Origin of the sequence: Pseudomonas sp. 86_A, from assembly GCF_017491705.1 — a bacterium.
Classification (GTDB): Bacteria; Pseudomonadota; Gammaproteobacteria; order Pseudomonadales; family Pseudomonadaceae; genus Aquipseudomonas; species Aquipseudomonas koreensis.
In genome coordinates, this window is record NZ_JAFGYS010000014.1 from 167,682 (window position 1) to 190,392 (window position 22,711).

The window sequence follows — 22,711 nt, forward strand, 5'->3', positions numbered from 1 at the left end:
TTTCTCAGAGCGCGACGCAAAAGGCACGGATACAGGTCAGCCTTTTGTCTATCGGGTCAATTTATTGCGCTGGAATGCGGATTTTGCAGCACCCAAAAACAACTGTAGGAGTGAGCCTGCTCGCGATGGCGGTATGTCAGTCAATGCATCTGGTGACTGATCTACTGTCATCGCGAGCAGGCTCACTCCTACAAGGTATCGCGTTGTTTGTTTAGACGCCCAGGTAATCCAGAATCCCTTCAGCCGCATTGCGGCCTTCGAAGATCGCCGTCACCACCAGGTCGGAACCGCGCACCATGTCGCCACCGGCAAAGATTTTCGGGTTGCTGGTCTGGTGCTTGTACTGACCTTGCTCAGGCGCAACGACGCGGCCCTGGCTGTCGGTCTGGATCTCGAACTGTTCGAACCACGGTGCCGGGCTCGGACGGAAACCGAACGCGATGACCACGGCGTCGGCCGGGATGATCTCTTCGGAGCCCGGGATCGGCTCGGGGCTGCGGCGGCCACGGGCGTCCGGTTCGCCGAGACGGGTCTCGACCACCTTCACGCCTTCGACCTTGTCTTCACCGACGATAGCGATCGGCTGGCGGTTATAGAGGAATTTCACGCCTTCTTCCTTGGCGTTCTTCACCTCTTTGCGCGAGCCGGGCATGTTCGCTTCGTCACGACGATAAGCACAGGTCACCGACTTGGCGCCCTGGCGGATCGAGGTGCGGTTGCAGTCCATCGCCGTGTCGCCACCGCCAAGTACCACGACCTTCTTGCCTTTCATGTCGACGAAATCTTCCGGCGACTTTTCAAAGCCCAGGTTGCGGTTGACGTTGGCGATCAGGAAATCCAGCGCGTCATAAACGCCCGGCAGATCCTCACCGGCAAACCCGCCCTTCATGTAGGTGTAGGTGCCCATGCCCATGAACACGGCATCGTATTCGGCGAGCAGTTGCTCCATGGTCACGTCCTTGCCGACCTCGGTGTTGAGGCGGAATTCGATGCCCATGCCGGTGAAGACTTCGCGGCGATTGCTCAGCACGGTCTTCTCAAGCTTGAACTCGGGAATGCCGAACGTCAGCAGACCGCCGATTTCCGGGTTTTTGTCGAACACCACCGGGGTCACGCCGCCACGCACCAGTACGTCGGCACAACCGAGGCCCGCCGGGCCTGCACCGATGATCGCGACACGCTTGCCGGTCGGTTTGACCTTGGACATGTCCGGGCGCCAGCCCATGGCGAACGCGGTGTCGGTGATGTATTTCTCGACCGAACCGATGGTCACCGCGCCGAAGCCGTCGTTGAGGGTGCAGGCACCCTCGCACAGACGGTCCTGCGGGCACACCCGGCCGCAGACTTCCGGCAGGGTGTTGGTCTGGTGCGACAGTTCGGCGGCCTGGAGGATGTTGCCCTCGGCCACCAATTTGAGCCAGTTGGGAATGAAGTTGTGCACCGGGCACTTCCATTCGCAATACGGGTTGCCGCAACCCAGGCAGCGGTGGGCCTGATCGGCCGACTGCTGGGGTTTGAACGGTTCGTAGATTTCCACGAACTCTTTCTTGCGTTGACGCAACAGTTTCTTCTTCGGATCCTTGCGCCCGACATCGATGAACTGGAAGTCGTTATTCAGACGTTCAGCCATTGTTAAAACCTCATCAAACTCTTCAGGCGCATATCACTGCGGGTTGGCACGAGTGCTGGAAAGCAACGATTTCAGGTTGGCAGCCTTCGGCTTGACCAGCCAGAAACGGCGCAAGTAGTCATCGAGGTTCTCGGCGAGTTCACGACCCCACTCGCTGTCGGTTTCGGCGACGTACTCGTTCAGCACGTTTTGCAGGTGGCTGCGGTAGGCTTCCATCGCCTCGCCGCTGATCCGCTGGATTTCCACCAGTTCGTGGTTGACCCGGTCAACGAAGGTGTTGTCCTGGTCGAGCACATAGGCGAAACCACCGGTCATGCCAGAGCCGAAGTTGTAACCAGTCTTGCCCAATACGCAGACGAAACCACCGGTCATGTACTCGCAGCAGTGATCGCCAGTGCCTTCCACAACCGTGTGGGCACCGGAGTTACGCACGGCGAAACGCTCGCCTGCGGTGCCGGCGGCGAACAGCTTGCCGCCAGTAGCGCCGTACAGGCAGGTGTTGCCGATGATGGCGCTGTTCTGAGTCTGATAGACACTGCCCTTCGGCGGCACGATGACCAGCTTGCCGCCGGTCATGCCTTTGCCGACGTAGTCGTTGGCGTCGCCTTCCAGGTACATGTTCAGGCCGCCGGCGTTCCACACGCCGAAGCTCTGCCCGGCCGTGCCTTTGAAGCGGAAGGTGATCGGCGCTTTCGCCATGCCTTGGTTGCCATGTTTGCGTGCGATTTCGCCGGAGATCCGTGCGCCGATCGAACGGTCGCAGTTGCAGATGTCCAGATCGAACTCGGCGCCGCTCATGTCGTTGATTGCCGACGTCGCCATCTCGACCATTTTCTCGGCCAGCAGGCCTTGGTCGAACGGCGGGTTGCGCTCAACGCCGCAGAATTGCGGTTTGTCCGCCGGGATGTGATCGCTGCCCAGCAGCGGGGTCAGATCCAGGTGATGTTGCTTGGCGGTCTGGCCTTCGAGGATTTCCAGCAGATCGGTACGGCCGATCAACTCTTCGAGGGAGCGCACGCCGAGCTTCGCCAGCCACTCACGGGTTTCTTCGGCGACGTAGGTGAAGAAATTCACCACCATGTCGACGGTGCCGATGTAGTGATCCTTGCGCAGCTTCTCGTTCTGAGTCGCGACGCCGGTGGCGCAGTTGTTCAGGTGGCAGATGCGCAGGTATTTGCAGCCCAGGGCGATCATTGGCGCGGTACCGAAGCCGAAGCTTTCGGCGCCGAGGATCGCTGCCTTGATCACGTCGAGGCCGGTTTTCAGGCCACCGTCGGTCTGCACCCGGACTTTGCCGCGCAGGTCGTTGCCGCGCAGGGTCTGATGGGTTTCGGCAAGGCCGAGCTCCCACGGCGCACCCGCGTATTTGATCGAGGTCAGCGGCGAAGCACCGGTGCCACCGTCGTAACCAGAAATGGTGATCAAGTCCGCGTAGGCCTTGGCCACACCGGCAGCGATGGTGCCAACGCCGGCTTCAGCGACCAGTTTCACCGAAACCAGCGCCTTCGGGTTGACCTGTTTCAGGTCGAAGATCAGCTGCGACAAGTCTTCGATCGAATAGATGTCGTGGTGCGGCGGCGGCGAAATCAGGGTCACGCCCGGCACTGCGTAACGCAGCTTGGCGATCAGCCCGTTGACCTTGCCGCCCGGCAGTTGCCCGCCCTCGCCCGGCTTGGCGCCTTGGGCGACCTTGATCTGCAGCACTTCGGCGTTGACCAGGTATTCCGGGGTGACCCCGAAACGGCCCGTCGCGACCTGCTTGATTTTCGAGCTCTTGATCGTGCCGTAGCGCGCCGGATCTTCGCCGCCTTCGCCGGAGTTGGAACGCGCACCGAGGCGGTTCATGGCTTCGGCCAGGGCTTCGTGAGCTTCCGGCGACAGGGCGCCCAGCGAGATACCAGCGGAGTCGAAGCGCTTGAGCACCGATTCCAGCGGTTCGATTTCACTGATGTCCAGCGGCGTGTCGAGGGTCTTGACCTTGAACAGGTCGCGGATCATCGACACCGGACGGTTGTCCACCAGCGAGGTGTATTCCTTGAACTTGGCGTAGTCGCCCTGCTGCACGGCGGCTTGCAAAGTGTTGACCACGTCCGGGTTGTAGGCGTGATATTCGCCACCGTGGACGAACTTCAGCAGACCGCCCTGCTGGATCGGCTTGCGCGGACTCCAGGCTTCGACGGCCAGGGCTTTCTGCTCGGCTTCGATATCGACGAAACGCGCGCCCTTGATGCGGCTCGGTACGCCACGGAAGCTCAGATCACAGACTTCTTCGGACAGGCCGATGGCTTCGAACAACTGCGCACCACGGTACGAAGCGATGGTCGAGATGCCCATCTTCGACAGGATCTTCAGCAGGCCTTTGGTGATGCCTTTGCGGTAGTTCTTGAACACCTCGTAGAGGTCGCCCAGCACTTCACCGGTACGGATCAGGTCGCCCAGCACTTCGTAAGCCAGGAACGGATACACCGCCGAGGCGCCGAAACCGATCAGCACCGCGAAGTGATGCGGATCGCGTGCGGTCGCGGTTTCAACGAGGATGTTGGAGTCGCAACGCAGGCCTTTTTCGGTCAGGCGGTGGTGCACCGCACCGGTGGCGAGCGAAGCGTGGATCGGCAGCTTGCCCGGCGCGATATGACGGTCGCTCAGCACGATCTGGGTACGCCCGGCACGCACGGCTTCTTCTGCCTGATCGGCAACGTTGCGGATCGCCGCTTCAAGGCCGAGGCTTTCGTCGTAGTTGAGGTCGATGATCTGCCGCTCGAAACCCGGACGCTCGAGGTTCATCAGCGAGCGCCACTTGGCCGGCGAGATCACTGGCGAGCTGAGGATCACGCGCGAGGCGTGTTCCGGCGATTCCTGGAAGATGTTGCGCTCGGCACCGAGGCAGATTTCCAGCGACATCACGATCGCTTCACGCAGCGGGTCGATCGGCGGGTTGGTGACCTGCGCGAACTGCTGGCGGAAATAGTCGTACGGCGTGCGCACACGCTGCGACAGCACGGCCATCGGCGTGTCATCGCCCATCGAGCCGACGGCTTCGTAGCCTTGCTCGCCGAGCGGACGCAGCACCTGATCACGCTCTTCGAACGTGACCTGATACATCTTCATGTACTGCTTGAGCTGATCGACGTCGTAGAACGCCGAACCGTGGTCGTTGTCTTCCATGGTCGCCTGGATGCGCAGGGCATTCTTGCGCAGCCATTGCTTGTACGGATGACGGGACTTCAGACGGTTATCGATCGCGTCGGTGTCGAGGATCTGCCCGGTTTCGGTGTCCACGGCGAGGATCTGCCCCGGACCGACACGGCCCTTGGCGATCACGTCTTGCGGCTGGTAGTTCCAGACGCCGATTTCCGACGCAACGGTGATGAAACCGTTGGTGGTGGTGACCCAGCGCGCCGGACGCAGACCGTTACGGTCGAGCAGGCACACCGCGTAGCGACCGTCGGTCATGACCACGCCGGCCGGGCCGTCCCACGGCTCCATGTGCATCGAGTTGTACTCGTAGAACGCACGCAGATCCGGGTCCATGGTTTCGACGTTCTGCCACGCTGGCGGAATGATCATCCGCACGCCACGGAACAGGTCGATGCCACCGGTGACCATCAGTTCGAGCATGTTATCCATGCTCGAGGAGTCGGAACCGACACGGTTGACCAGCGGTCCGAGCTCTTCCAGATCCATCAGATCGTTGGTGAACTTGGTCCGACGGGCCTGGGCCCAGTTGCGGTTACCGGTAATGGTGTTGATCTCGCCGTTGTGGGCGAGGAAGCGGAATGGCTGAGCCAGCGGCCATTTCGGCAGGGTGTTGGTGGAGAAGCGCTGGTGGAACACGCAGATCGCGGTTTGCAGGCGCTGGTCACCGAGGTCCGGATAGAACGCGGCCAGGTCGGCCGGCATCATCAGGCCTTTATAGATGATGGTCTTGTGCGAAAAGCTGCAGATGTAGTGGTCAGTGTCGGCGGCGTTGGCCACCGACGAGCGACGACGGGCGCTGAACAGCTTGACCGCCATGTCCTGATCGCTCAGGCCTTCACCGCCGATGTACACCTGCTCGATCTGCGGCAGGCGCTCAAGGGCCAGGCGGCCGAGGACGCTGGTGTCGATCGGCACTTTGCGCCAGCCGATCAGTTGCAGGCCTTCGGCAAGGATCTCGCGGTTCATGTTCTCGCGAGCGGCTTCGGCCTTGGCCGGATCCTGATTGAAGAAGACCATGCCCACGGCATATTGCTTGGGCAGCTCGACGCTGAAGTTTTCCTGGGCAATCGCCCGCAGGAACGCGTCAGGCTTTTGAATCAGCAGACCGCAACCGTCACCGGTCTTGCCGTCGGCATTAATCCCACCGCGGTGGGTCATGCAGGTCAGGGCCTCGATGGCCGTTTGCAAAAGGGTATGACTGGGCTCGCCCTGCATATGGGCTATCAGGCCGAAACCGCAGTTATCCTTGAATTCATCTGGTTGGTACAGACCTGCTTTCATAGACACTTTCTCACCAGGCTGCCTCTTTACGAGGCAAATTTCTTTTCAATTCAACCACTTGCTGACCGCGCCGAACGTACGCCGGCTTTGCGGGGGCAAAAGGGTGGTCATTGTACACAGCGACACAGACGCTCACAAATTTGACGACGAAATGTCGCAAATCTATGTCGCATTTGTGAAAGGTTTAAAGCGATCTGCTGTGCTAGTCAAAACTTTTTTAATTCTGACTGCAACGACTCAAAGACTACTGTGACGCAGACACCACAAGGCACGCGGTCTGTAGAGACGGCGCGCACTCGTAGAAATTTTGAGGTGCTTGGAGAGGCGGCCTGGGTAAGGCCACCGAATCTTCAGCGAGTTGTTGCCAGTTCCTGTTGGACGCTGGCGACAGTGCGAGGCCAAGGTTTACCAGCCTGAACCTTCGCTGGCAAGGCCTTGATGGCAGAAACGGCTGCATCACGGCTGGCGAAGTTGCCATAGGTGATCACGTAGAGAGGCTTGCCGTTGAGGACTTTCTTGAAATAACGGTACTCGCCGCCCTGCTCCTTGACGAAGTTCTGCGCGGTCGCTTCGGAGCTGGTGCCGAGGATCTGCACCACATAGTTGCTGGTCGGCTGACCGGCGTACCAGCTGCCACCGGCTGCTTTGGCGACGGTAACCGGCTTTTCGGCCGGTTTGGCAGCCGCTACAGGTTTGGCCGGGGCTGGCGCCGGTTTGGCCACTGGCGCTGCCGGAGCAGGCTTGGCGGTGGCGACCTGAGTCGGCGCCGGAGTCGGTTTGGCGGCCGGTACCGGAACTGGCGTCGGCGCCGGGCCTGCCGGAACGCCTGCCGGCGGTGCAGAAGTGGTCACGGTCGGCGGTGTTGCGCTGGAGCCTTCGACAGGCACGCCGTCGTCGCCTTCAGTGATGCCGCCAGCGGCCTCAGCCAACGGGCCGCGCATGACCGGCTGCGAGTTGCCGACCAGCGGCAGCGGCATTGGCTGGGTATTGCCGGCGAATTCGACGTTCGGCGCGCCACCCTTGGCGCCCTGACCCAATGGCAGTTGTGCCTGTTCGTTGGCGGGAGCGCCGGTGGTTGGTGCCTTGTTGCGACCCGGCATCAGCCAGGCGGCGGCGACCGCGACCACAACGACGGCGGAAATCGCCAATACGTGTTTCTTCGGCATGTTGAACCCCATACTTGGACGCTTGACCGCTGAGCGGCTGGCAATCATGACTTCGATCAGTGCATCGCGAGCGACCTGGTTGATGTTGCCAGGCCAACCCTCGGAGCTTTCGTGAATCTCAGAGATCTGATCCGCGGTGAAAAGTTCGACACCCCGGCCCGCACCTTCGAGCCGTTGGTCGAGATATTCGCGGGTCTCTTCTTCGGTGTACGGCTGCAGTTCGATGACGTGGAAGCGCTCTTCCTCGAGGTGCAAGGCCTCCAGTTGCGCGATCAGCGACGACTCACCGAACAGGAACACGTGCGGGCGACCTTCCGGTGCACCGGCGCCCAGCGCCATCAGCGCTTCGAGGGCGGATTCGTCGAGCTGCTCGGCATCGTCCACCAACAGATAGACTTCCTGGCCGGTCAGGGCGAGTTGCACGACCTGCGCGAGGATCGCGCCGACCTCGGCCTGCGCCACGTCCAGCGCCTGGGCGACCTGACGCAACACGCCTGCGGCATCGCCGGCGCCTCGGGCCGAAACGACCACGCTCTGCACCGATTGCTTGTTGGTGCTGGCGACCAGCGCCTGGCGCAGCAAGGTCTTGCCGCTGCCTTGCGGGCCGGTCACTACGAGCAGCAACTGGCTGTAACGCGCCAGGTGGTGCAGTTGCCCCAGCACCGGCTTGCGCTGGGCCGGGAAAAATTTGAAGCCCGGCACCCGCGGCGCGAAAGGGTCGTGACTTAACTGGAAATGGCCGAGGAACGCCTCGTCGGCATGCAAACTAGTCATCGGAATCTTATTAACCTTTAAGCTGAGCCAGAGCGCGGTAATCCGCTCCCAGCGTGGCCTGTAGAACCTCTTTCGGATAATCGGCGGTCACCACCGCTTCGCCCATCCGGCGCAGCAGCACCAGGCGCAGACGACCGTCGATCACTTTTTTATCAATTGCCATATGTTCGAGAAAATCGAATTCGGTCATCTCTTCCGGCGGAATCACCGGCAGACCGGCACGCTGGAACAGACGAATGCCGCGATCACGTTCCTGCTCGCTGATCCAGCCCAGACGCGCGGACATCTCCAGCGCCATCACGGTGCCAGCGGCGACCGCCTCACCATGCAACCAGACACCATAGCCCATGTGGGTCTCGATGGCGTGGCCGAAGGTGTGGCCGAGGTTGAGCGTGGCGCGTACGCCGGTTTCCTTTTCATCGGCGCCGACCACGGCGGCCTTGGCTGCGCAGGAGCGCTCGATGGCGTAAGTCAGGGCTTTCTGGTCCAGCGCACGCAGGGCATCGACGTTGTCTTCGAGCCAGGTCAGGAACGGCTCATCGCAGATCAGACCGTACTTGATGACTTCCGCCAGACCGGCCGACAGCTCGCGCTGTGGCAGGGTTTTCAGGGACTCGGTATCGATCAGCACCGCGTTCGGCTGATAGAACGCGCCGACCATGTTCTTGCCCAGCGGATGATTGATGCCGGTCTTGCCGCCCACCGACGAATCGACCTGGGACAGCAGCGTGGTAGGAATCTGGATGAAGTCGACGCCGCGCTGGTAGCAGGCGGCAGCGAAACCGGCCATGTCACCGATGACCCCGCCGCCAAGGGCGATGATCGTGGTGCGGCGGTCGTGACGGGCGGTCAGCAGGCCGTCGAAGATCAGCTGCAGGGTTTCCCAGTTCTTGAAGGCTTCGCCGTCCGGCAGTACCACGGAAATCACCGAGAACTGCGCAAGGCTTTGGGTCAGACGTTCGAGATAGAGCGGCGCAACCGTCTCGTTGGAGATGATTGCCACTTGCCGCCCATGAATGTGCGGCGCCAGCAACTCAGGCTGATCCAACAAACCTTCGCCAATATGAATCGGGTAGCTGCGCTCGCCTAGATCGACCTTGAGTGTCTGCATGTGTCCCCACAGTGAAGATGGAAGCAGGCGTCCTGCCTTGAATAATTGGATGTCCGCGACCTTTAGCTGATGTGACGCCGCTCGCAAGCCATCCGCCACAACCTCGACGGCTGTGACAGGACGCCGAGGATAGCGCATTTCGCACGGCGCTTTAACGGGGTGGAAGCTGTGCCAGACGGTCGAGAATATCGAGCACCACCATGCGCGGCGGCCGTTCGTCGGTTTCCACCACCAGATCGGCGATCTCGCGATACAGCGGATCGCGGATCTCCAGCAAATCACGCAGGGTTTTCGCCGGATCGGCGGTGCGCAGCAACGGCCGGTTGCGATCGCGGGATGTGCGACCGACCTGCTGCTCAACGGAGGCGTGCAGATACACCACCCGTCCGCCGGCGTGCAGGGCCTTGCGGTTGGCGTCGCGCATCACCGCGCCGCCGCCGGTCGCCAACACCACGCCGTCGAACGCGCACAGCTCGGCAATCATCGCCTGCTCACGGTCGCGAAAGCCGGGCTCGCCTTCCTTGTCGAAGATCCACGGGATATTGGCGCCCGTGCGCAGTTCAATTTCCTTGTCGGAATCTTTGAACGGCAGGCGCAGCTCTTTGGCCAGCAACCGGCCGATGGTGCTTTTTCCAGCGCCCATCGGTCCTACAAGAATCAAATTTCGCACAGAATCAACGACTCACAGCAATCGCCTGGTTATTCATGATACGCGGAGTGAGAAATACCAGCAGCTCGGATTTTTTCTCCGAAACCACATCACGCCGGAAAAGGCGGCCAAGATACGGCACATCGCCAAGAAATGGCACCTTATCTACGACCTTGCTTTGAGTATTTGAGAAAACGCCCCCAATCACGATGGTCTCGCCGTCGTTCACCAGCACTTTGGCGTTGACCTCGTTCTTCTTGATCGGCGGTACATCCTGCACCTTGTTCAGGTAGTCCGGTTCGTCCTTGGTGACCTTGACCTCCATGATGATGCGGTTGTCGGGGGTGATCTGCGGCGTCACTTCCAGCGACAGCGAAGCCTCCTTGAAAGACACCGACGTCGCACCGCTGGAGCTGGCCTCCTGATACGGAATCTCGGTGCCCTTGAGGATCTTCGCGGTCTCCTTGTCGGAGGTGACCACTTTAGGCTGGGAGACGATTTCACCGTTGCCGGTTTTTTCCATCGCCGTCAGCTCAAGGTCGAGCAGCACATTGTCGGTAATGAAGGCGATACCGATCCCCGACGTGTTGCCGACCGTGCCCATGTCGACGAACGGCGAGTTGGTGCTGGTGCTGCCCGGCGTGCCGATGGTGGTCGAGGTGCCGTTACTGACCCCGGACGTGTTCCAGTTGCCCTTGTTCTGGATCGAACCGCCCCAGCGCACGCCCAGGCTCTTGTCGTAATCGACGTTGGCCTCGACGATCCGTGCCTCGATCATCACCTGGCGCACCGGAATATCCAGTTGCGCCACGATCCGCCGCAGTTCGTCGAGGCGGTCCTGGGTCTGGTAGGCAATGATGTTGTTGGTCCGCTCATCCACTGTGATCGAGCCGCGCTCGTCGATTTTCGCTTCGGCGCTGGTCACCGACTGGAACAGCTTGGCGATGTCCGCGGCCTTGGCGTAGTTCACCTGCAGCAATTCGCGGCGCAGCGGTGCCAGTTCAGCGATCTGCTTCTGCGACTCCAGTTCCTGCCGTTCGCGGGCGGCGATTTCGTCAGCCGGCGCCACGAGCAATACGTTGCCGATCTTGCGTTTATCCAGTCCCTTGGTTTTCAGCACCAGATCCAGCGCCTGATCCCACGGCACATTCTGCAGACGCAAGGTGATACCGCCCTGCACCGTGTCGCTGGCCACCAGATTCAGGTTGGTGAAGTCGGCGATCAGTTGCAGCACCGAACGCACATCGATGTCCTGGAAATTCAGCGAGAGCTTTTCGCCACTGTAGGCCTGGCGGTCGGCATTACGCTTTTGCAGGTCGTCGACCGTCATCGGGCGAATGCTGACGGTCAGCTTGTTGTCGGTCTGGTAGGTCGAATAGTCGAACGTGCCGCTGGGTTCGACAGTGATGACTGCGCGATCGCCAGTTGCGGCGCTGTTGACGTACTGCACCGGGGTGGCGAAATCCTTGACGTCGAGACGTACTCGCAGCCGGTCGGGCAACTGGGTGCGGGCAAAACTGAGGATGATTTTGCCGTCATGCTCCTGAATGTCCGGGGCGATGGTCGGGTCCGACAGGTCGATGACCACGTTGCCCTCTCCTGCCGTACCCCGCTGGAAGTCGACGCCGCGAATGGCCTTGACGGTGGGTGCGTAAGCCTTCGTCGGCGCCGCGGCCGGGCGTGGCGCAACCGCAGTGGCCGGCCGTGGTGCAGCCGGTTTGGCGCCCTGCCCGACCACCACGAACAGATGGTTGCCCTCGACCCGCGCGGTGTAGGGCGTCAGTTGCGTCAGGTTGATGATCAGGCGTGTCCGATCATTGGCCTCGACCACCGTGGCGCTGCGTGCGTTGCCGCTGCCCAGATCGCGGGTCTTGCTCGTCAGCTGGCTGGCGACACCCGGCAGATCCAGCGCGATTCGCGCCGGTGACTCAGTGGTGTAGCCCTTGGGCTGTGGGGGCGGGCCGTCGAACGACAGCTTCAACTCGACGCGATCGCCGGGTAACGCCGCCACATCCAGCGCCTTGAGGCTGGCCGCCTGAACCATCGGTGAAAGCAGCGCTATCCATAGCGAAAAACCGAGGGTGGAGAAAATCCTGTTCATTGTTCGACTTCCACTATGAGTGCTCTTTCAAAGGAATGGTGCGCGGACGCTCCAGCCAGGCGCCTTCGCCATCGGGCACGATTTCGACCACATCGACCTGCGAGGCGCTGATGGCGACGATGCGACCGTCGTTGCGTCCCAGGTAGTCGCCGACTTTCAACCGATGCACCCCGCCCGCCCCGCGCAACAGGGCAAAGGAGCCGGAGGCGTTGGAGATCGTGCCGACCATTTCAAACTGTTCGATGTTGAAACCTTCGAGGTATTGCTTGACCCGGTTCGGGTCGGGTTTGACGTTGCGCGCGCCGCGCTGCTGCCCGGCCAGATCGACCCGCACCTGGCGCGAGAACGGGCTGCGCAGGTTGGCCGCGCTGTAGGTGAACGTCGGATAGGAGCGGAATGTCGGCGTCGGCTCGATCTTGCCCGCCGGCCGCAGACGCACTTCGTTCATGTAGGCGTCGAGGTCGCTGAACTCATCACTGCTGCCGCAACCGCTCAGCCCCAGCAGCAGCATCGACAGGGCGAAATAACGCATCGGGGTCATTTTTCCAGCCCCTTGTCGTTATAGCGGTAAGTCTTGGCGAGGATGCTCATGCGCAGCTTGGTCCCGCCGTCCGGGTTGGCGGGCGCCAGGTCGAAATCGTGCAAGGTGACGATCCGTGGCAGCCCGGCGACGCCGCTGACGAAGGTGGCGAGGTCGTGATAAGCCCCGGTGACGGTGATCTGGATCGGCAATTCGATGTAGAACGGCTGGGTCACTTCCGGCAGCAGCTTGATCTCTTCGAATTCGAGGCCGCTGCCCAGTCCGGTACGGGTAATGTCTTCCAGCAACCCCGGGACTTCGGTGTCGCTGGGCAATTGCCGCAGGAGTACGCCGAAGGAGTTCTCCATTTCCTTCATCTGCTGGGTGTACAGCTCCAGGTTGGCGGCCATGTGCGCCTTGCTGGCGAATTGTTCCTTCAAGGTGTCTTCTTCCTGACGCTTGGCTTCAAGCTGGTTTTCCATGTCGCTAATGAAGAAGTTGTAGCCGAGCGCCAACACCAGGACCGCCAGCAACGCCGCCGCGATGGTTTTCACTGCGGCCGGCCAGGAACCGATGTTGCTGGTGTCCAGATCGTTGAAGTCGATGTTGCGCAAACCCTGCAGCCATTCGGACGGTTTCATTTGTCGCCCTCCACGGCTGCTGGCTGTGTCTGACGGACGGTCAACTGGAAGACATTGGCCTGATCCACCTGACCGGCGGTCGTCGCCTTCACTTCGTTGAGGCTCGGCGCATCAAACCAGTCGGAGGCATCCAGGTTGCGCATCAGCTCCGAAACCCGGTTATTGGATTCGGCCGCACCACTGATGGACAGCGTCTTGCCGACCAGCTTCACGCTGGTGAAATACACACCGTCCGGCAGTGTGCGCGCCAGTTGGTCGAAGATCCGCCCGCTGATCTGCCGGTTGCCCTGCAAGTCCTGAATGATGCGCATGCGTTCGACCAGTTGCTGGCGCCGGGCCTTGAGTTCGCTGATCTGCTTGATCCGCTCGTCGACCACGGCAATCTGCTTGCCGATATAGGCGTTGCGCGCGGCCTGCTGCTCAATGGCGGTGCTGATGATCTGATCGGCAATAAACACCGCGCCCACCGAGCCGACGAAAACCCCGATCAGGATCAGCAGGAAGCGTTTGCGCCGTTCTTCGCGGCGCTCCTCACGCCAGGGGAGAAGGTTGATCCGCGCCATCAGTCGAAACTCCTGAGCGCGAGCCCGCAGGCAATCATCAGGGCCGGCGCGTCACTGGCCAGGGCCCCGGCGTTGACCTTGCTGCTTAAAGCCATGTCGGAAAACGGGTTGGCAACCTGGGTCGGAGTGCCCAGACGCTGCTCGATCAGGCGATCCAGCCCCGGCACCGACGCCGTGCCACCGGCGAGCAGAATATGATCGACCGCGTTGTACTGCCCGGAGGCAAAGAAGAACTGCAATGAGCGCGACACCTGCTGCACCAGCGCCTCCCGGAATGGCTGCAGCACCTCGCTGACGTAGTCGTCGGGCAGACCACCCTGCTTTTTCGCCAGCCCGGCCTGCTCGACGGTCAGGCCGTAGCGACGCTGGATTTCCTCGGTCAGTTGCCGCCCGCCGAACAGTTGCTCGCGGGTATAGATGATGCGGCCGTTGTGCAGGACGCTGAGGGTGGTCATGGTCGCGCCGATGTCCACCACCGCTACGGTCAGGCGCTCCTGCGAGGCCGCCAGCTGAGTGGCGAGCAGGCCGAACGAACGCTCCAGTGCGTAGGCCTCGACATCGACCACCCGCGCGGTAAGCCCGGCCAGCGCCAGCGCCGCCTCGCGGACTTCGACGTTTTCCTTGCGGCAGGCGGCCAGCAGCACATTGACCCGTTCGGGGTTACGCGGCGAAACGCCCTGGACTTCAAAATCGATGGCGACTTCGTCCAGCGGATAGGGAATGTACTGATCGGCTTCAATCTTCAGCTGGTTTTCCAGCTCGTCGTCGGTCAGCCCGGCGTCCATCTCGATGACCTTGGTGATCACCGCCGAACCGGCCACCGCCACCGCCACGCTCTTGAGCCCGGTACGCGCCTTGACCAACACTCGGGACAAGGCATGGCCCACGCCTTCGAGCTCGGCGATGTTCTTTTCGACCACGGCGTTGGGCGGCAGCGGTTCCACCGCGTAGGCCTCGACCCGGTAGCGGTCGCCCTGCCGGCTCAGCTCCAGCAGCTTCACCGAAGTGGAGCTGATGTCGATCCCCAGTAACGTATTGGTCTTTTTATTGAAGAGTCCCAGCACTACCAATTCCCTATGACTTTCCGTGAGTTACGGACTCTGTAATACGCATTGCGTTCCTTCACCCCGTCTTGACAGAAGCGCAAATGACGCCCCCAGCAGAAAAGTGCTTATAATGCCCAGCGTTTTTTTCCGCTTTTTACTGCCGGCCCAGGCTGTTCTGTGTGTTACCGGGACCCTGTCGCCACATTCATTCTTTGCCCTGGATGTCCAAAAGCCTTGATTCGTCTGCTGAAATTCTTCGGTTGGTCCATCGTCGCCGTTTTCTGCGGACTGCTTTTAGGTCTCAGCGGCGCGTTTCTTTACCTTAGTCCGGGTTTGCCGTCTGTGGAGGCGCTGAGAAGCATTCAGTTGCAGATTCCGCTGCGGGTCTACAGCAGCGATAACAAGTTGATCGCAGAATTTGGCGAAATGCGCCGTACTCCGATCCGTTTCGCCGACATTCCCCCCAATTTCATTAATGCGTTACTAAGTGCTGAAGACGACAACTTCGCCAACCACTATGGCGTCGATCCGAGCAGCCTGATGCGTGCCGCGACCCAACTGGTCAAAAGCGGCCACATCCAGTCCGGCGGCAGCACCATCACCATGCAGGTGGCGAAGAACTTCTTCCTGACCAGCGAACGCAGCTTCTCGCGCAAAACCACGGAAATCCTTCTGGCCCTGCAGATCGAGCGGCAGCTGACCAAGGACGAGATCCTCGAGCTGTACGTGAACAAGATCTATCTGGGCAACCGCGCCTACGGCATCGAGGCGGCGGCCCAGGTGTATTACGGCAAGTCGATCCGTGATATCAGCCTGGCGCAGATGGCGATGATCGCCGGCCTGCCGAAAGCCCCGTCACGCTTCAACCCGCTGGCCAACCCGGCGCGCAGTAAAGAACGTCGCGACTGGATCCTCGGGCGCATGTACAAGCTCGGCAAGATTTCCGAGGCCGACTACACCGCCGCGATCAACGAACCGCTGAACGCCAGCTATCACGTGCCGACCCCGGAAGTGAACGCGCCGTACATTGCTGAAATGGCCCGTGCCGAAATGGTCGGCCGCTACGGCAGCGACGCTTATACGGAAGGTTTCCGCGTCACCACCACGGTGCCGAGCAACCTGCAGGAAATGGCCAACACCGCCCTGCACGAAGGCTTGATGACTTACGACCAGCGCCATGGCTACCGTGGCCCCGAGTCACGCCTGCCGGGCAAGACCCATGAGGCCTGGGCCACCGAGCTGACCAAGCAGCGCACCATCAGCAGCCTTGAACCGGCCATCGTCACCCAGGTCGACAAGAACGGCTTGCAGGTGTTGACCCGTACCGGCGAAGAACACGTCGCCTGGGACACCATGAAGTGGGCGCGGCCGTTCCTCAATACCAACAGCATGGGCGCCGCACCGCGGCAGCCGTCGGACGTGGCGCAGGTCGGCGACCTGATTCGCGTGCAGCGCCAGCCGAACAACTCGCTGAAGTTCAGCCAGATCCCGCAGGCGCAAGGCGCGCTGGTGTCGCTGGATCCGCAGAACGGCGCGATCCGCTCGCTGGTCGGTGGTTTCGCTTTCGAGCAGAGCAACTACAACCGCGCCCTGCAGGCCAAGCGTCAGCCGGGTTCGAGCTTCAAGCCGTTCGTCTACAGCGCCGCGCTGGACAGCGGTTACACCGCCGCGACGCTGGTCAACGACGCCCCGATCGTGTTCGTCGACGAGTATCTGGACAAAGTCTGGCGGCCGAAGAACGACACCAACACCTTCCTCGGCCCGATCCGTCTGCGCGAGGCGCTGTACAAGTCGCGTAACCTGGTGTCGATCCGCCTGCTGCAGGCGATGGGTGTGGGCAAGACCATCGACTACATCACCCGCTTCGGCTTCAACAAACAGGATCTGCCGCCGAACCTGTCGCTGGCGCTGGGTACCGCGACGCTGACGCCGATGGAAATCGCCACCGGCTGGAGCACCTTCGCCAACGGCGGCTACAAGATCACCCCGTACATCATCGACAAGATCGAAAGTCGCAACGGTGACACGCTGTTCGTCGCCAACCCGCCGACCGTGCCTCAGGGCGGCTCGGCCACCGATGGCTTTGCCGCGCCGGCGTCTCAGCCGATCACCGTCAACGCCGCACCAGTACCGGGTGAAGCCCCGGGCGCTGCCGCCGCGCCACAAGCGCCGGCCGTGGCCGAGCGGATTGTCGATGGCCGTACCACCTACATCCTCAACAGCATGCTGCAGGACGTGATCAAGCTCGGCACCGGTCGCCGTGCCCTGGCCATGGGCCGCAGCGACATCGCAGGCAAGACCGGTACCACCAACGAATCGAAGGATGCGTGGTTCTCCGGTTATAACGCCGATTACGTGACCACGGTGTGGACTGGCTTCGACCAGCCGGAAAGCCTCGGTCGCCGCGAGTTCGGTGGCACCGTGGCGCTGCCGATCTGGATGAACTACATGTCAGCCGCACTGAAGGACAAGCCGCCTCACGTGCAGCCTGAGCCTGAAGGCATCCTCAGCCTGCGGGTGGATCCGGTCAGCGGCCGTGCGGCAACGCCAAGTACGCCTGGCGCCTACTTCGAACTGTTCAAGTCCGAAGACACGCCGCCATCGGTGAACGAACTGGGTAACGGTGCCGTACCGGGCAGCCCGCTGCCAGCGGACGAGCAGGCGCCAATCGATCTGTTCTGATCCAACCCAAGCAAAAAGCCCCGCCTTCGTGAGAAGTGCGGGGCTTTTTTGTGCTTCAAAGCAAGATCAAAAGATCGCAGCCTGCGGCAGCTCCTACAGAATCGGCCGTATTTCCCTGTAGGAGCCGCCGCAGGCTGCATCTTTTGATCCGCCAAACAAAAAGCCCCGACTCTCTCGAATCGGGGCTTCCAGTTGAAGCGCTATAACGGCTTAGCCGTTGAACACGTCATCCACGCTTTTCAGCGGGTAGTTCTTCGGATACGGCAGGGTTGCCACACCGGTCTCGATCGCGGCCTTGGCCACAGCGTCGGAGATCAGGGTGATCAGGCGCTTGTCCATTGGCTTCGGAATGATGTACTCACGACCGAATTCCAGCGGCGCACCACCGTAGGCATCGCACACGTCCTGTGGTACTGGCAGCTTGGCCAGTTCACGCAGGGCGTTGGCAGCGGCCACTTTCATTTCTTCGTTGATGCGCTTGGCGCGAACGTCCAGGGCACCACGGAAGATGAACGGGAAGCCCAGTACGTTGTTGACCTGGTTCGGGTAGTCGGAACGACCGGTGGCCATGATCACGTCGCTGCGGGTCGCATGCGCCAGTTCCGGGGAGATTTCCGGATCCGGGTTCGAGCAGGCGAAGACGATCGGGTTGGCCGCCATCGACAGCAGGCCTTCCGCGCTCAGAAGGTTAGGGCCGGATAGACCAACAAACACGTCAGCGCCTTTCAGAGCGTCAGCCAGGCTGCGCTTGTCGGTCGCGTGGGCGAATACGGCTTTGTACTGGTTCAGGTCGTCACGGCCGGAGTGGATCACGCCGGTACGGTCAACCATGAAGATGTTTTCGATCTTCGCGCCCATGCTCACCAGCAACTTCATGCAGGAGATGGCCGCAGCGCCGGCGCCGAGGCAGACGATCTTGGCTTCCGGCAGGGTTTTGCCGGCGATTTCCAGGGCGTTGATCATGCCCGCAGCGGTCACGATCGCAGTGCCGTGCTGGTCGTCGTGGAATACCGGAATGTCGCACTGCTCGATCAGAGCGCGCTCGATCTCAAAGCACTCAGGTGCCTTGATGTCTTCCAGGTTGATGCCGCCGAAAGTGATGGAGATGCGTTTTACGGTGTCGATGAAGGCTTGCGGGCTTTCGGAGTCGACTTCGATGTCGAATACGTCGATGCCGGCGAAGCGCTTGAACAGAACGCCTTTACCTTCCATCACTGGCTTGGAAGCCAGTGGGCCGAGGTTACCCAGGCCCAGAATCGCGGTGCCATCGGAAATGACTGCAACCAGGTTGCCCTTGCCGGTGTATTTGTAGGCCAGTTCAGGATCGCGGGCGATCTCACGCACTGGTTCAGCTACGCCGGGGCTGTAGGCCAGCGACAGGTCGCGGGCGGTAGCAGTGGCCTTGGTGAGCTCGACACTCAGCTTCCCTGGACGAGGATTGGCATGATATTCGAGAGCGGCAGTTTTCAGATCAGACATTTTGGCATTCCGCTTTTTACTGTTGGACAGACTGGTCAGCGAGGATACGCGCCTCGCAAAGTCCCCACAAGACTGAGCGGTCACCGCTGTCAAGCGCCCTGCCCTACGACTTTGGGCCAAGAGCCACGGCGCACAAGGGCTGGACTGTTCACAATCAGCAGAAAAAATGTCTACAATTTTTCTTCAGGGCAGCGCTTGCAACATTGAAGGATCCGTCAGCGGCAGCAGCCAACGCGACTGGCCGGATTGCAGCCCACCGCGCCGCGAACGATAGACGATCCAGCCGCGAGCCTCGATTCGCTTGCCTTTCAGCGCTGCTAAACCGGCATTGTCGAATTGTCCAACCAGATTGGGTGCAACGCGCAATACAAGCGCATCCTGCAACTCGATCCAGATTCCGCCACGATTGCGTTGAACCTTGCTCACACGCCCACTGATCACGGCGAAACCCGAACGCTGGATCTGCTCCGCTTTCAGTACAGGTGACTGCCGCCAGAGGCCCCGCCCGGCCTTGCGCGCACTGCGTTCGGCGGCTTGCTGGCAGGCGACAAGATCGACATTCGGCGCGACCGCGACCTGGAAACCGAGGCCATCGGCGAGCATTTGCGCCTCGAGATTGGCGCCGCTGGCGCTGTAAAGATGCGCGAGCGTACGCCCGAAATGGTCTTTGGCTTGCTTGCCGGGCAGCAACCCGACGCGCCCGCCGCTGGCATCGACCAACGCTTGCAGGCGTTTGCGTGCCGCCAACGCAAAAGGTTCGTCGCTGCGGCCGTGCTTACCCAGTTCAGGCGTGTTGAGGCCGATCATTCGTACGCTGCGACCATCGCTCAGGCGCAGCGTGTCGCCATCGACCACGCGCTGCACGGCGACACTGGTCAGTCCCGCAGGCGCCGGGCAAAAGGCTTGCGCGCCGGACAGCCAAATCGCGGACACAAAAAAGGCGCCCGCAAGGGACGCCTTTTTCATCAGTCTGGAGAAGTCGAAACGACCTTCCAAAATGATCAGCCTCAGGCTTTTTTGCCAACGCCGAAAGTAGCGAAACGGTCTGCGAACTTCTGCACACGGCCGCCGGTGTCCAGAGTCTTCTGCTTACCGGTGTAGAACGGGTGGCATTCGTTGCAAACGTCGATCGCCAGGGCTTTGCCGAAGGTCGAACGAGTTTCGAACTTGTTACCGCACGAGCAGGTAACAGCGATTTCTGGGTAATTCGGGTGGATATCGGCTTTCATGGTGTATTCCTCAGGCTAGCGTGCCGCCACCCAACACTATTGTTGAATACCGCACGTAATTAGGCCGCGGATTCTACCAGACCTTTTCAATCACGCAAGCTGTCACCGAGACCGACCGTCTGCTAGGCTCCCGGCCCAATACGCGATCCCCTGTAGGAGTGAGCCTGTTCGCGATAGCGGTGTATCAGACAATAAAAATGTCGAATCACAGACCGCTATCGCGAGCAGGCTCACGCCTACAGGGTTATGTGCCTAGTCCCTTTTATCGTCCGCTGATCGAGATCCCCCCGCGTGCCCGACGCCATTCTGCGCCTCGCCCTGCCTTCGCCCCTGCGCCGCCTGTTCGACTATCGGGCGCCGGCCGGTGTGCTGCGTGAGCAATTGCAGCCGGGCATGCGCCTGCGGGTGCCGTTCGGTCGGCGGGAGATGATCGGGATTCTGGTCGAGATCACCGACACTAGCGAAGTCCCGCTGGAAAAGCTCAAACCGGCGCTGGCCCTGCTCGATGCCGAGCCGCCGCTGCCGCCAGCGCTGTTCAAGCTGTGCCTGTGGACATCACAGTATTACCAGCACAGCCTCGGCGACACCTTGAGTTGGGCGCTGCCAGTGTTGCTGCGCCAGGGCGAACTGGCCGAGGCGCGGCAGGAACGCTTCTGGTCGGTTGTGCCCGGCGCCAGCCTTGATGACCCGCGCATCGCCCGCGCCCCGCGCCAGCGTGAAGCACTGACAACGCTCGCCCAACATCCGCACGGCGTCGCCCATCAGTTGCTGAGCAAACTGATGTTGAGCAAGGACAGCCTCGACCTGCTATTGGCCAAGCATCTGGTACAGGTGGAAATCCGCCGCCATGCCCCCGGGGTGCGCCATGAACACTGGTTGGCGCAACCGGAACTGCCGCTGAATGGTGAACAACGCGCCGCTTACGAGGCGATCCGCGCCGGGTTCGACAGTTATCACGCGTTTCTCCTGGCGGGCGTCACCGGCAGCGGCAAGACCGAAGTCTATTTGCAACTGATCCGCGAAACCCTCGAAGCCGGCAAACAGGCCTTGGTGCTGATCCCGGAGATCAACCTCGGCCCGCAGACCCTGGCGCGTTTCGAGCAGCGCTTCAATGCGCGCATCGCCCTGCTGCATTCGGCGGTCAACGACCGCGAGCGCCTCGACGCCTGGCTCGCTGCCCGCGATGGCGAGGCCGACATTATTATCGGCACCCGCTCGGCGCTGTTCACGCCGATGAAGAACCCGGGGCTGATCATCATCGACGAAGAGCACGACGGCTCTTATAAACAGCAGGAAGGCCTGCGCTACCACGCCCGCGATCTGGCGCTGGTGCGTGCGCGCCAGGAAAACATCCCGATTGTCCTCGGCTCCGCCACGCCTTCGCTGGAAAGCCTGCACAACGCTTACACCGGCCGCTATGGCCTGCTGCGTCTCAACGAGCGGGCCGGCGGCGCCAAACAACCCCGCTTCCTGCGCCTGGATGTGAAAAGCCGTCCGCTGGACAGCGGCATTTCCGGGCCGATGCAACAAGCCATCGGCCAGACCCTCGCGGCCGGCCAGCAGGTGCTGGTGTTCCTCAACCGGCGCGGCTTTGCGCCGACCTTGCTGTGCCACGATTGCGGCTGGATGTCCGAGTGCTCGCGCTGCGATGCGCGGATGACCGTGCACCAGCGCTACGGCGAACTACGCTGCCACCACTGCGGCAACGTCGAACGCACGCCGCGTCAGTGCCCGAAGTGCAACAAGGTCGATCTGCGCCCGGTGGGCGCCGGCACCGAACGCGCCGAGGAACGGCTGGCGATTCTGTTCCCGGACTACCCGGTGCTGCGCGTCGACCGCGACAGCACCTCGCGCAAGGACGCGATGAATCAGTTGTTCGCAACGATTCAGAAAGGCCAGCCGTGCATTCTGGTCGGCACCCAGATGTTGGCCAAGGGGCACCATTTCCCCCGGGTCACGCTGGTGTCGATTCTGGATGCCGACGGCGGACTGTTCTCCGGCGACTTCCGCGCCAGCGAGCGCATGGCGCAATTGATTGTGCAGGTGGCCGGGCGCGCCGGGCGGGCTGAAGAGCCGGGCAAGGTGATCATCCAGACGCACCTGGCCGACCATCCTTTATTGGTGCAGTTGACCGAGCAGGGTTACTTCGCCTTTGCCGAACAGGCCTTGAGTGAGCGCCGCGCGGCGGGATTGCCACCGTTTTCACACCTGGCCTTGTTGCGCGCCGAAGCACACAAACCGGGACAGGCTGAAGGCTTTCTCGATGAAGCGTGCAGCGCGGCCGAGCGCCTGCTCGCCGAGCAGCATCTGAACGGCATCGAATTGCTCGGACCGGTGCCGGCGCCCATGGAACGCCGCGCGGGACGCTATCGTGCGCAGCTGTTGGTGCAGGCGGCGGCGCGGGCACCGCTGCATCGGCTGCTCGCCAGTTGGCTGCTGGAACTGGAGCAGATGCCGAGCGGACGGGCGGTGCGCTGGTCGCTGGATATCGACCCCGTCGATTTGTATTGACGCTGACCTGTGGCGAGGGAGCTTGCTCCCGCCGGGGCGCGAAGCGGCCCCAAAACCGCAATGCCAGACAAACCGAGTCAGCCGGTTTTACGACTGCTGCGCAGCCGAGCGGGAGCAAGCTCCCTCGCCA

Annotated in this window: 15 protein-coding genes; 2 read left to right on the forward strand and 13 right to left on the reverse strand. The window is 61.6% G+C overall.

Annotated elements, in window-relative coordinates:
- Positions 1-211 precede the first annotated feature (211 nt).
- From J5M57_RS21750 to J5M57_RS21795, 10 genes are all read right to left on the reverse strand, one after another.
- Positions 212-1,630 carry an FAD-dependent oxidoreductase gene (locus J5M57_RS21750; RefSeq protein ID WP_007909438.1) on the reverse strand — a complete coding sequence of 473 codons (1,419 nt, stop codon included), beginning with the start codon at positions 1,628-1,630 and terminating at the stop codon, positions 212-214.
- Positions 1,631-1,663: 33 nt separating this feature from the next.
- Positions 1,664-6,109 carry a glutamate synthase large subunit gene (gene gltB / locus J5M57_RS21755; protein WP_207849176.1) on the reverse strand — a complete coding sequence of 1,482 codons (4,446 nt, stop codon included), beginning with the start codon at positions 6,107-6,109 and terminating at the stop codon, positions 1,664-1,666.
- A gap of 350 nt (positions 6,110-6,459) precedes the next feature.
- Complete coding sequence (locus J5M57_RS21760; RefSeq protein ID WP_207849177.1) at positions 6,460-8,049, reverse strand: AAA family ATPase; 1,590 nt, start codon at positions 8,047-8,049, stop codon at positions 6,460-6,462.
- 10 nt (positions 8,050-8,059) lie between these two features.
- On the reverse strand, positions 8,060-9,160 hold the full coding sequence (aroB, locus tag J5M57_RS21765; RefSeq protein ID WP_207849178.1) for a 3-dehydroquinate synthase: 1,101 nt from the start codon (positions 9,158-9,160) through the stop codon (positions 8,060-8,062).
- 151 nt (positions 9,161-9,311) lie between these two features.
- Positions 9,312-9,830 carry a shikimate kinase AroK gene (gene aroK / locus J5M57_RS21770; protein ID WP_027611316.1) on the reverse strand — a complete coding sequence of 173 codons (519 nt, stop codon included), beginning with the start codon at positions 9,828-9,830 and terminating at the stop codon, positions 9,312-9,314.
- A 4-nt stretch (positions 9,831-9,834) separates the two neighbouring features.
- The gene (pilQ, locus tag J5M57_RS21775; RefSeq protein ID WP_083367245.1) at positions 9,835-11,910 is read right to left on the reverse strand and encodes a type IV pilus secretin PilQ; all 2,076 of its coding nucleotides are present in this window, start codon (positions 11,908-11,910) and stop codon (positions 9,835-9,837) included.
- Positions 11,911-11,923: 13 nt separating this feature from the next.
- Entirely contained in the window at positions 11,924-12,451 is a 528-nt protein-coding gene (locus J5M57_RS21780; RefSeq protein ID WP_169842599.1) for a pilus assembly protein PilP, read from the reverse strand.
- Positions 12,448-13,071, reverse strand: a complete 624-nt coding sequence (gene pilO, locus J5M57_RS21785) for a type 4a pilus biogenesis protein PilO (protein ID WP_169842600.1) — start codon at positions 13,069-13,071, stop codon at positions 12,448-12,450. Before pilO ends, J5M57_RS21780 begins: the two co-directional genes overlap by 4 nt.
- Complete coding sequence (locus J5M57_RS21790) at positions 13,068-13,634, reverse strand: PilN domain-containing protein (RefSeq protein ID WP_064585597.1); 567 nt, start codon at positions 13,632-13,634, stop codon at positions 13,068-13,070. Before J5M57_RS21790 ends, pilO begins: the two co-directional genes overlap by 4 nt.
- The gene (locus J5M57_RS21795) at positions 13,634-14,698 is read right to left on the reverse strand and encodes a pilus assembly protein PilM (protein WP_064585596.1); all 1,065 of its coding nucleotides are present in this window, start codon (positions 14,696-14,698) and stop codon (positions 13,634-13,636) included. The genes J5M57_RS21790 and J5M57_RS21795 overlap by 1 nt, the downstream gene beginning before the upstream one ends.
- Before the next feature lie 216 nt (positions 14,699-14,914).
- Here J5M57_RS21795 and J5M57_RS21800 point away from each other — a divergent pair, with 216 nt between their 5' ends.
- The gene (locus J5M57_RS21800; protein ID WP_064585595.1) at positions 14,915-17,362 is read left to right on the forward strand and encodes a penicillin-binding protein 1A; all 2,448 of its coding nucleotides are present in this window, start codon (positions 14,915-14,917) and stop codon (positions 17,360-17,362) included.
- Between the two features lie 210 nt (positions 17,363-17,572).
- Here the strand turns inward: J5M57_RS21800 and J5M57_RS21805 are convergent, their stop codons facing one another.
- The 3 genes from J5M57_RS21805 to rpmE form a co-directional block, all read right to left on the reverse strand.
- Positions 17,573-18,841, reverse strand: a complete 1,269-nt coding sequence (locus J5M57_RS21805) for a malic enzyme-like NAD(P)-binding protein (RefSeq protein ID WP_003220889.1) — start codon at positions 18,839-18,841, stop codon at positions 17,573-17,575.
- A 183-nt stretch (positions 18,842-19,024) separates the two neighbouring features.
- Entirely contained in the window at positions 19,025-19,807 is a 783-nt protein-coding gene (locus tag J5M57_RS21810) for a thermonuclease family protein (protein WP_207849205.1), read from the reverse strand.
- A 41-nt stretch (positions 19,808-19,848) separates the two neighbouring features.
- Positions 19,849-20,070 carry a 50S ribosomal protein L31 gene (gene rpmE / locus J5M57_RS21815; protein WP_064585593.1) on the reverse strand — a complete coding sequence of 74 codons (222 nt, stop codon included), beginning with the start codon at positions 20,068-20,070 and terminating at the stop codon, positions 19,849-19,851.
- Positions 20,071-20,361: 291 nt separating this feature from the next.
- On the opposite strand from rpmE, the gene J5M57_RS21820 reads away from it, so the two are divergent.
- Positions 20,362-22,581, forward strand: coding sequence for a primosomal protein N' (locus J5M57_RS21820; RefSeq protein WP_207849179.1), 2,220 nt, complete (start codon positions 20,362-20,364; stop codon positions 22,579-22,581).
- The last annotated feature ends 130 nt before the right edge of the window (positions 22,582-22,711 follow it).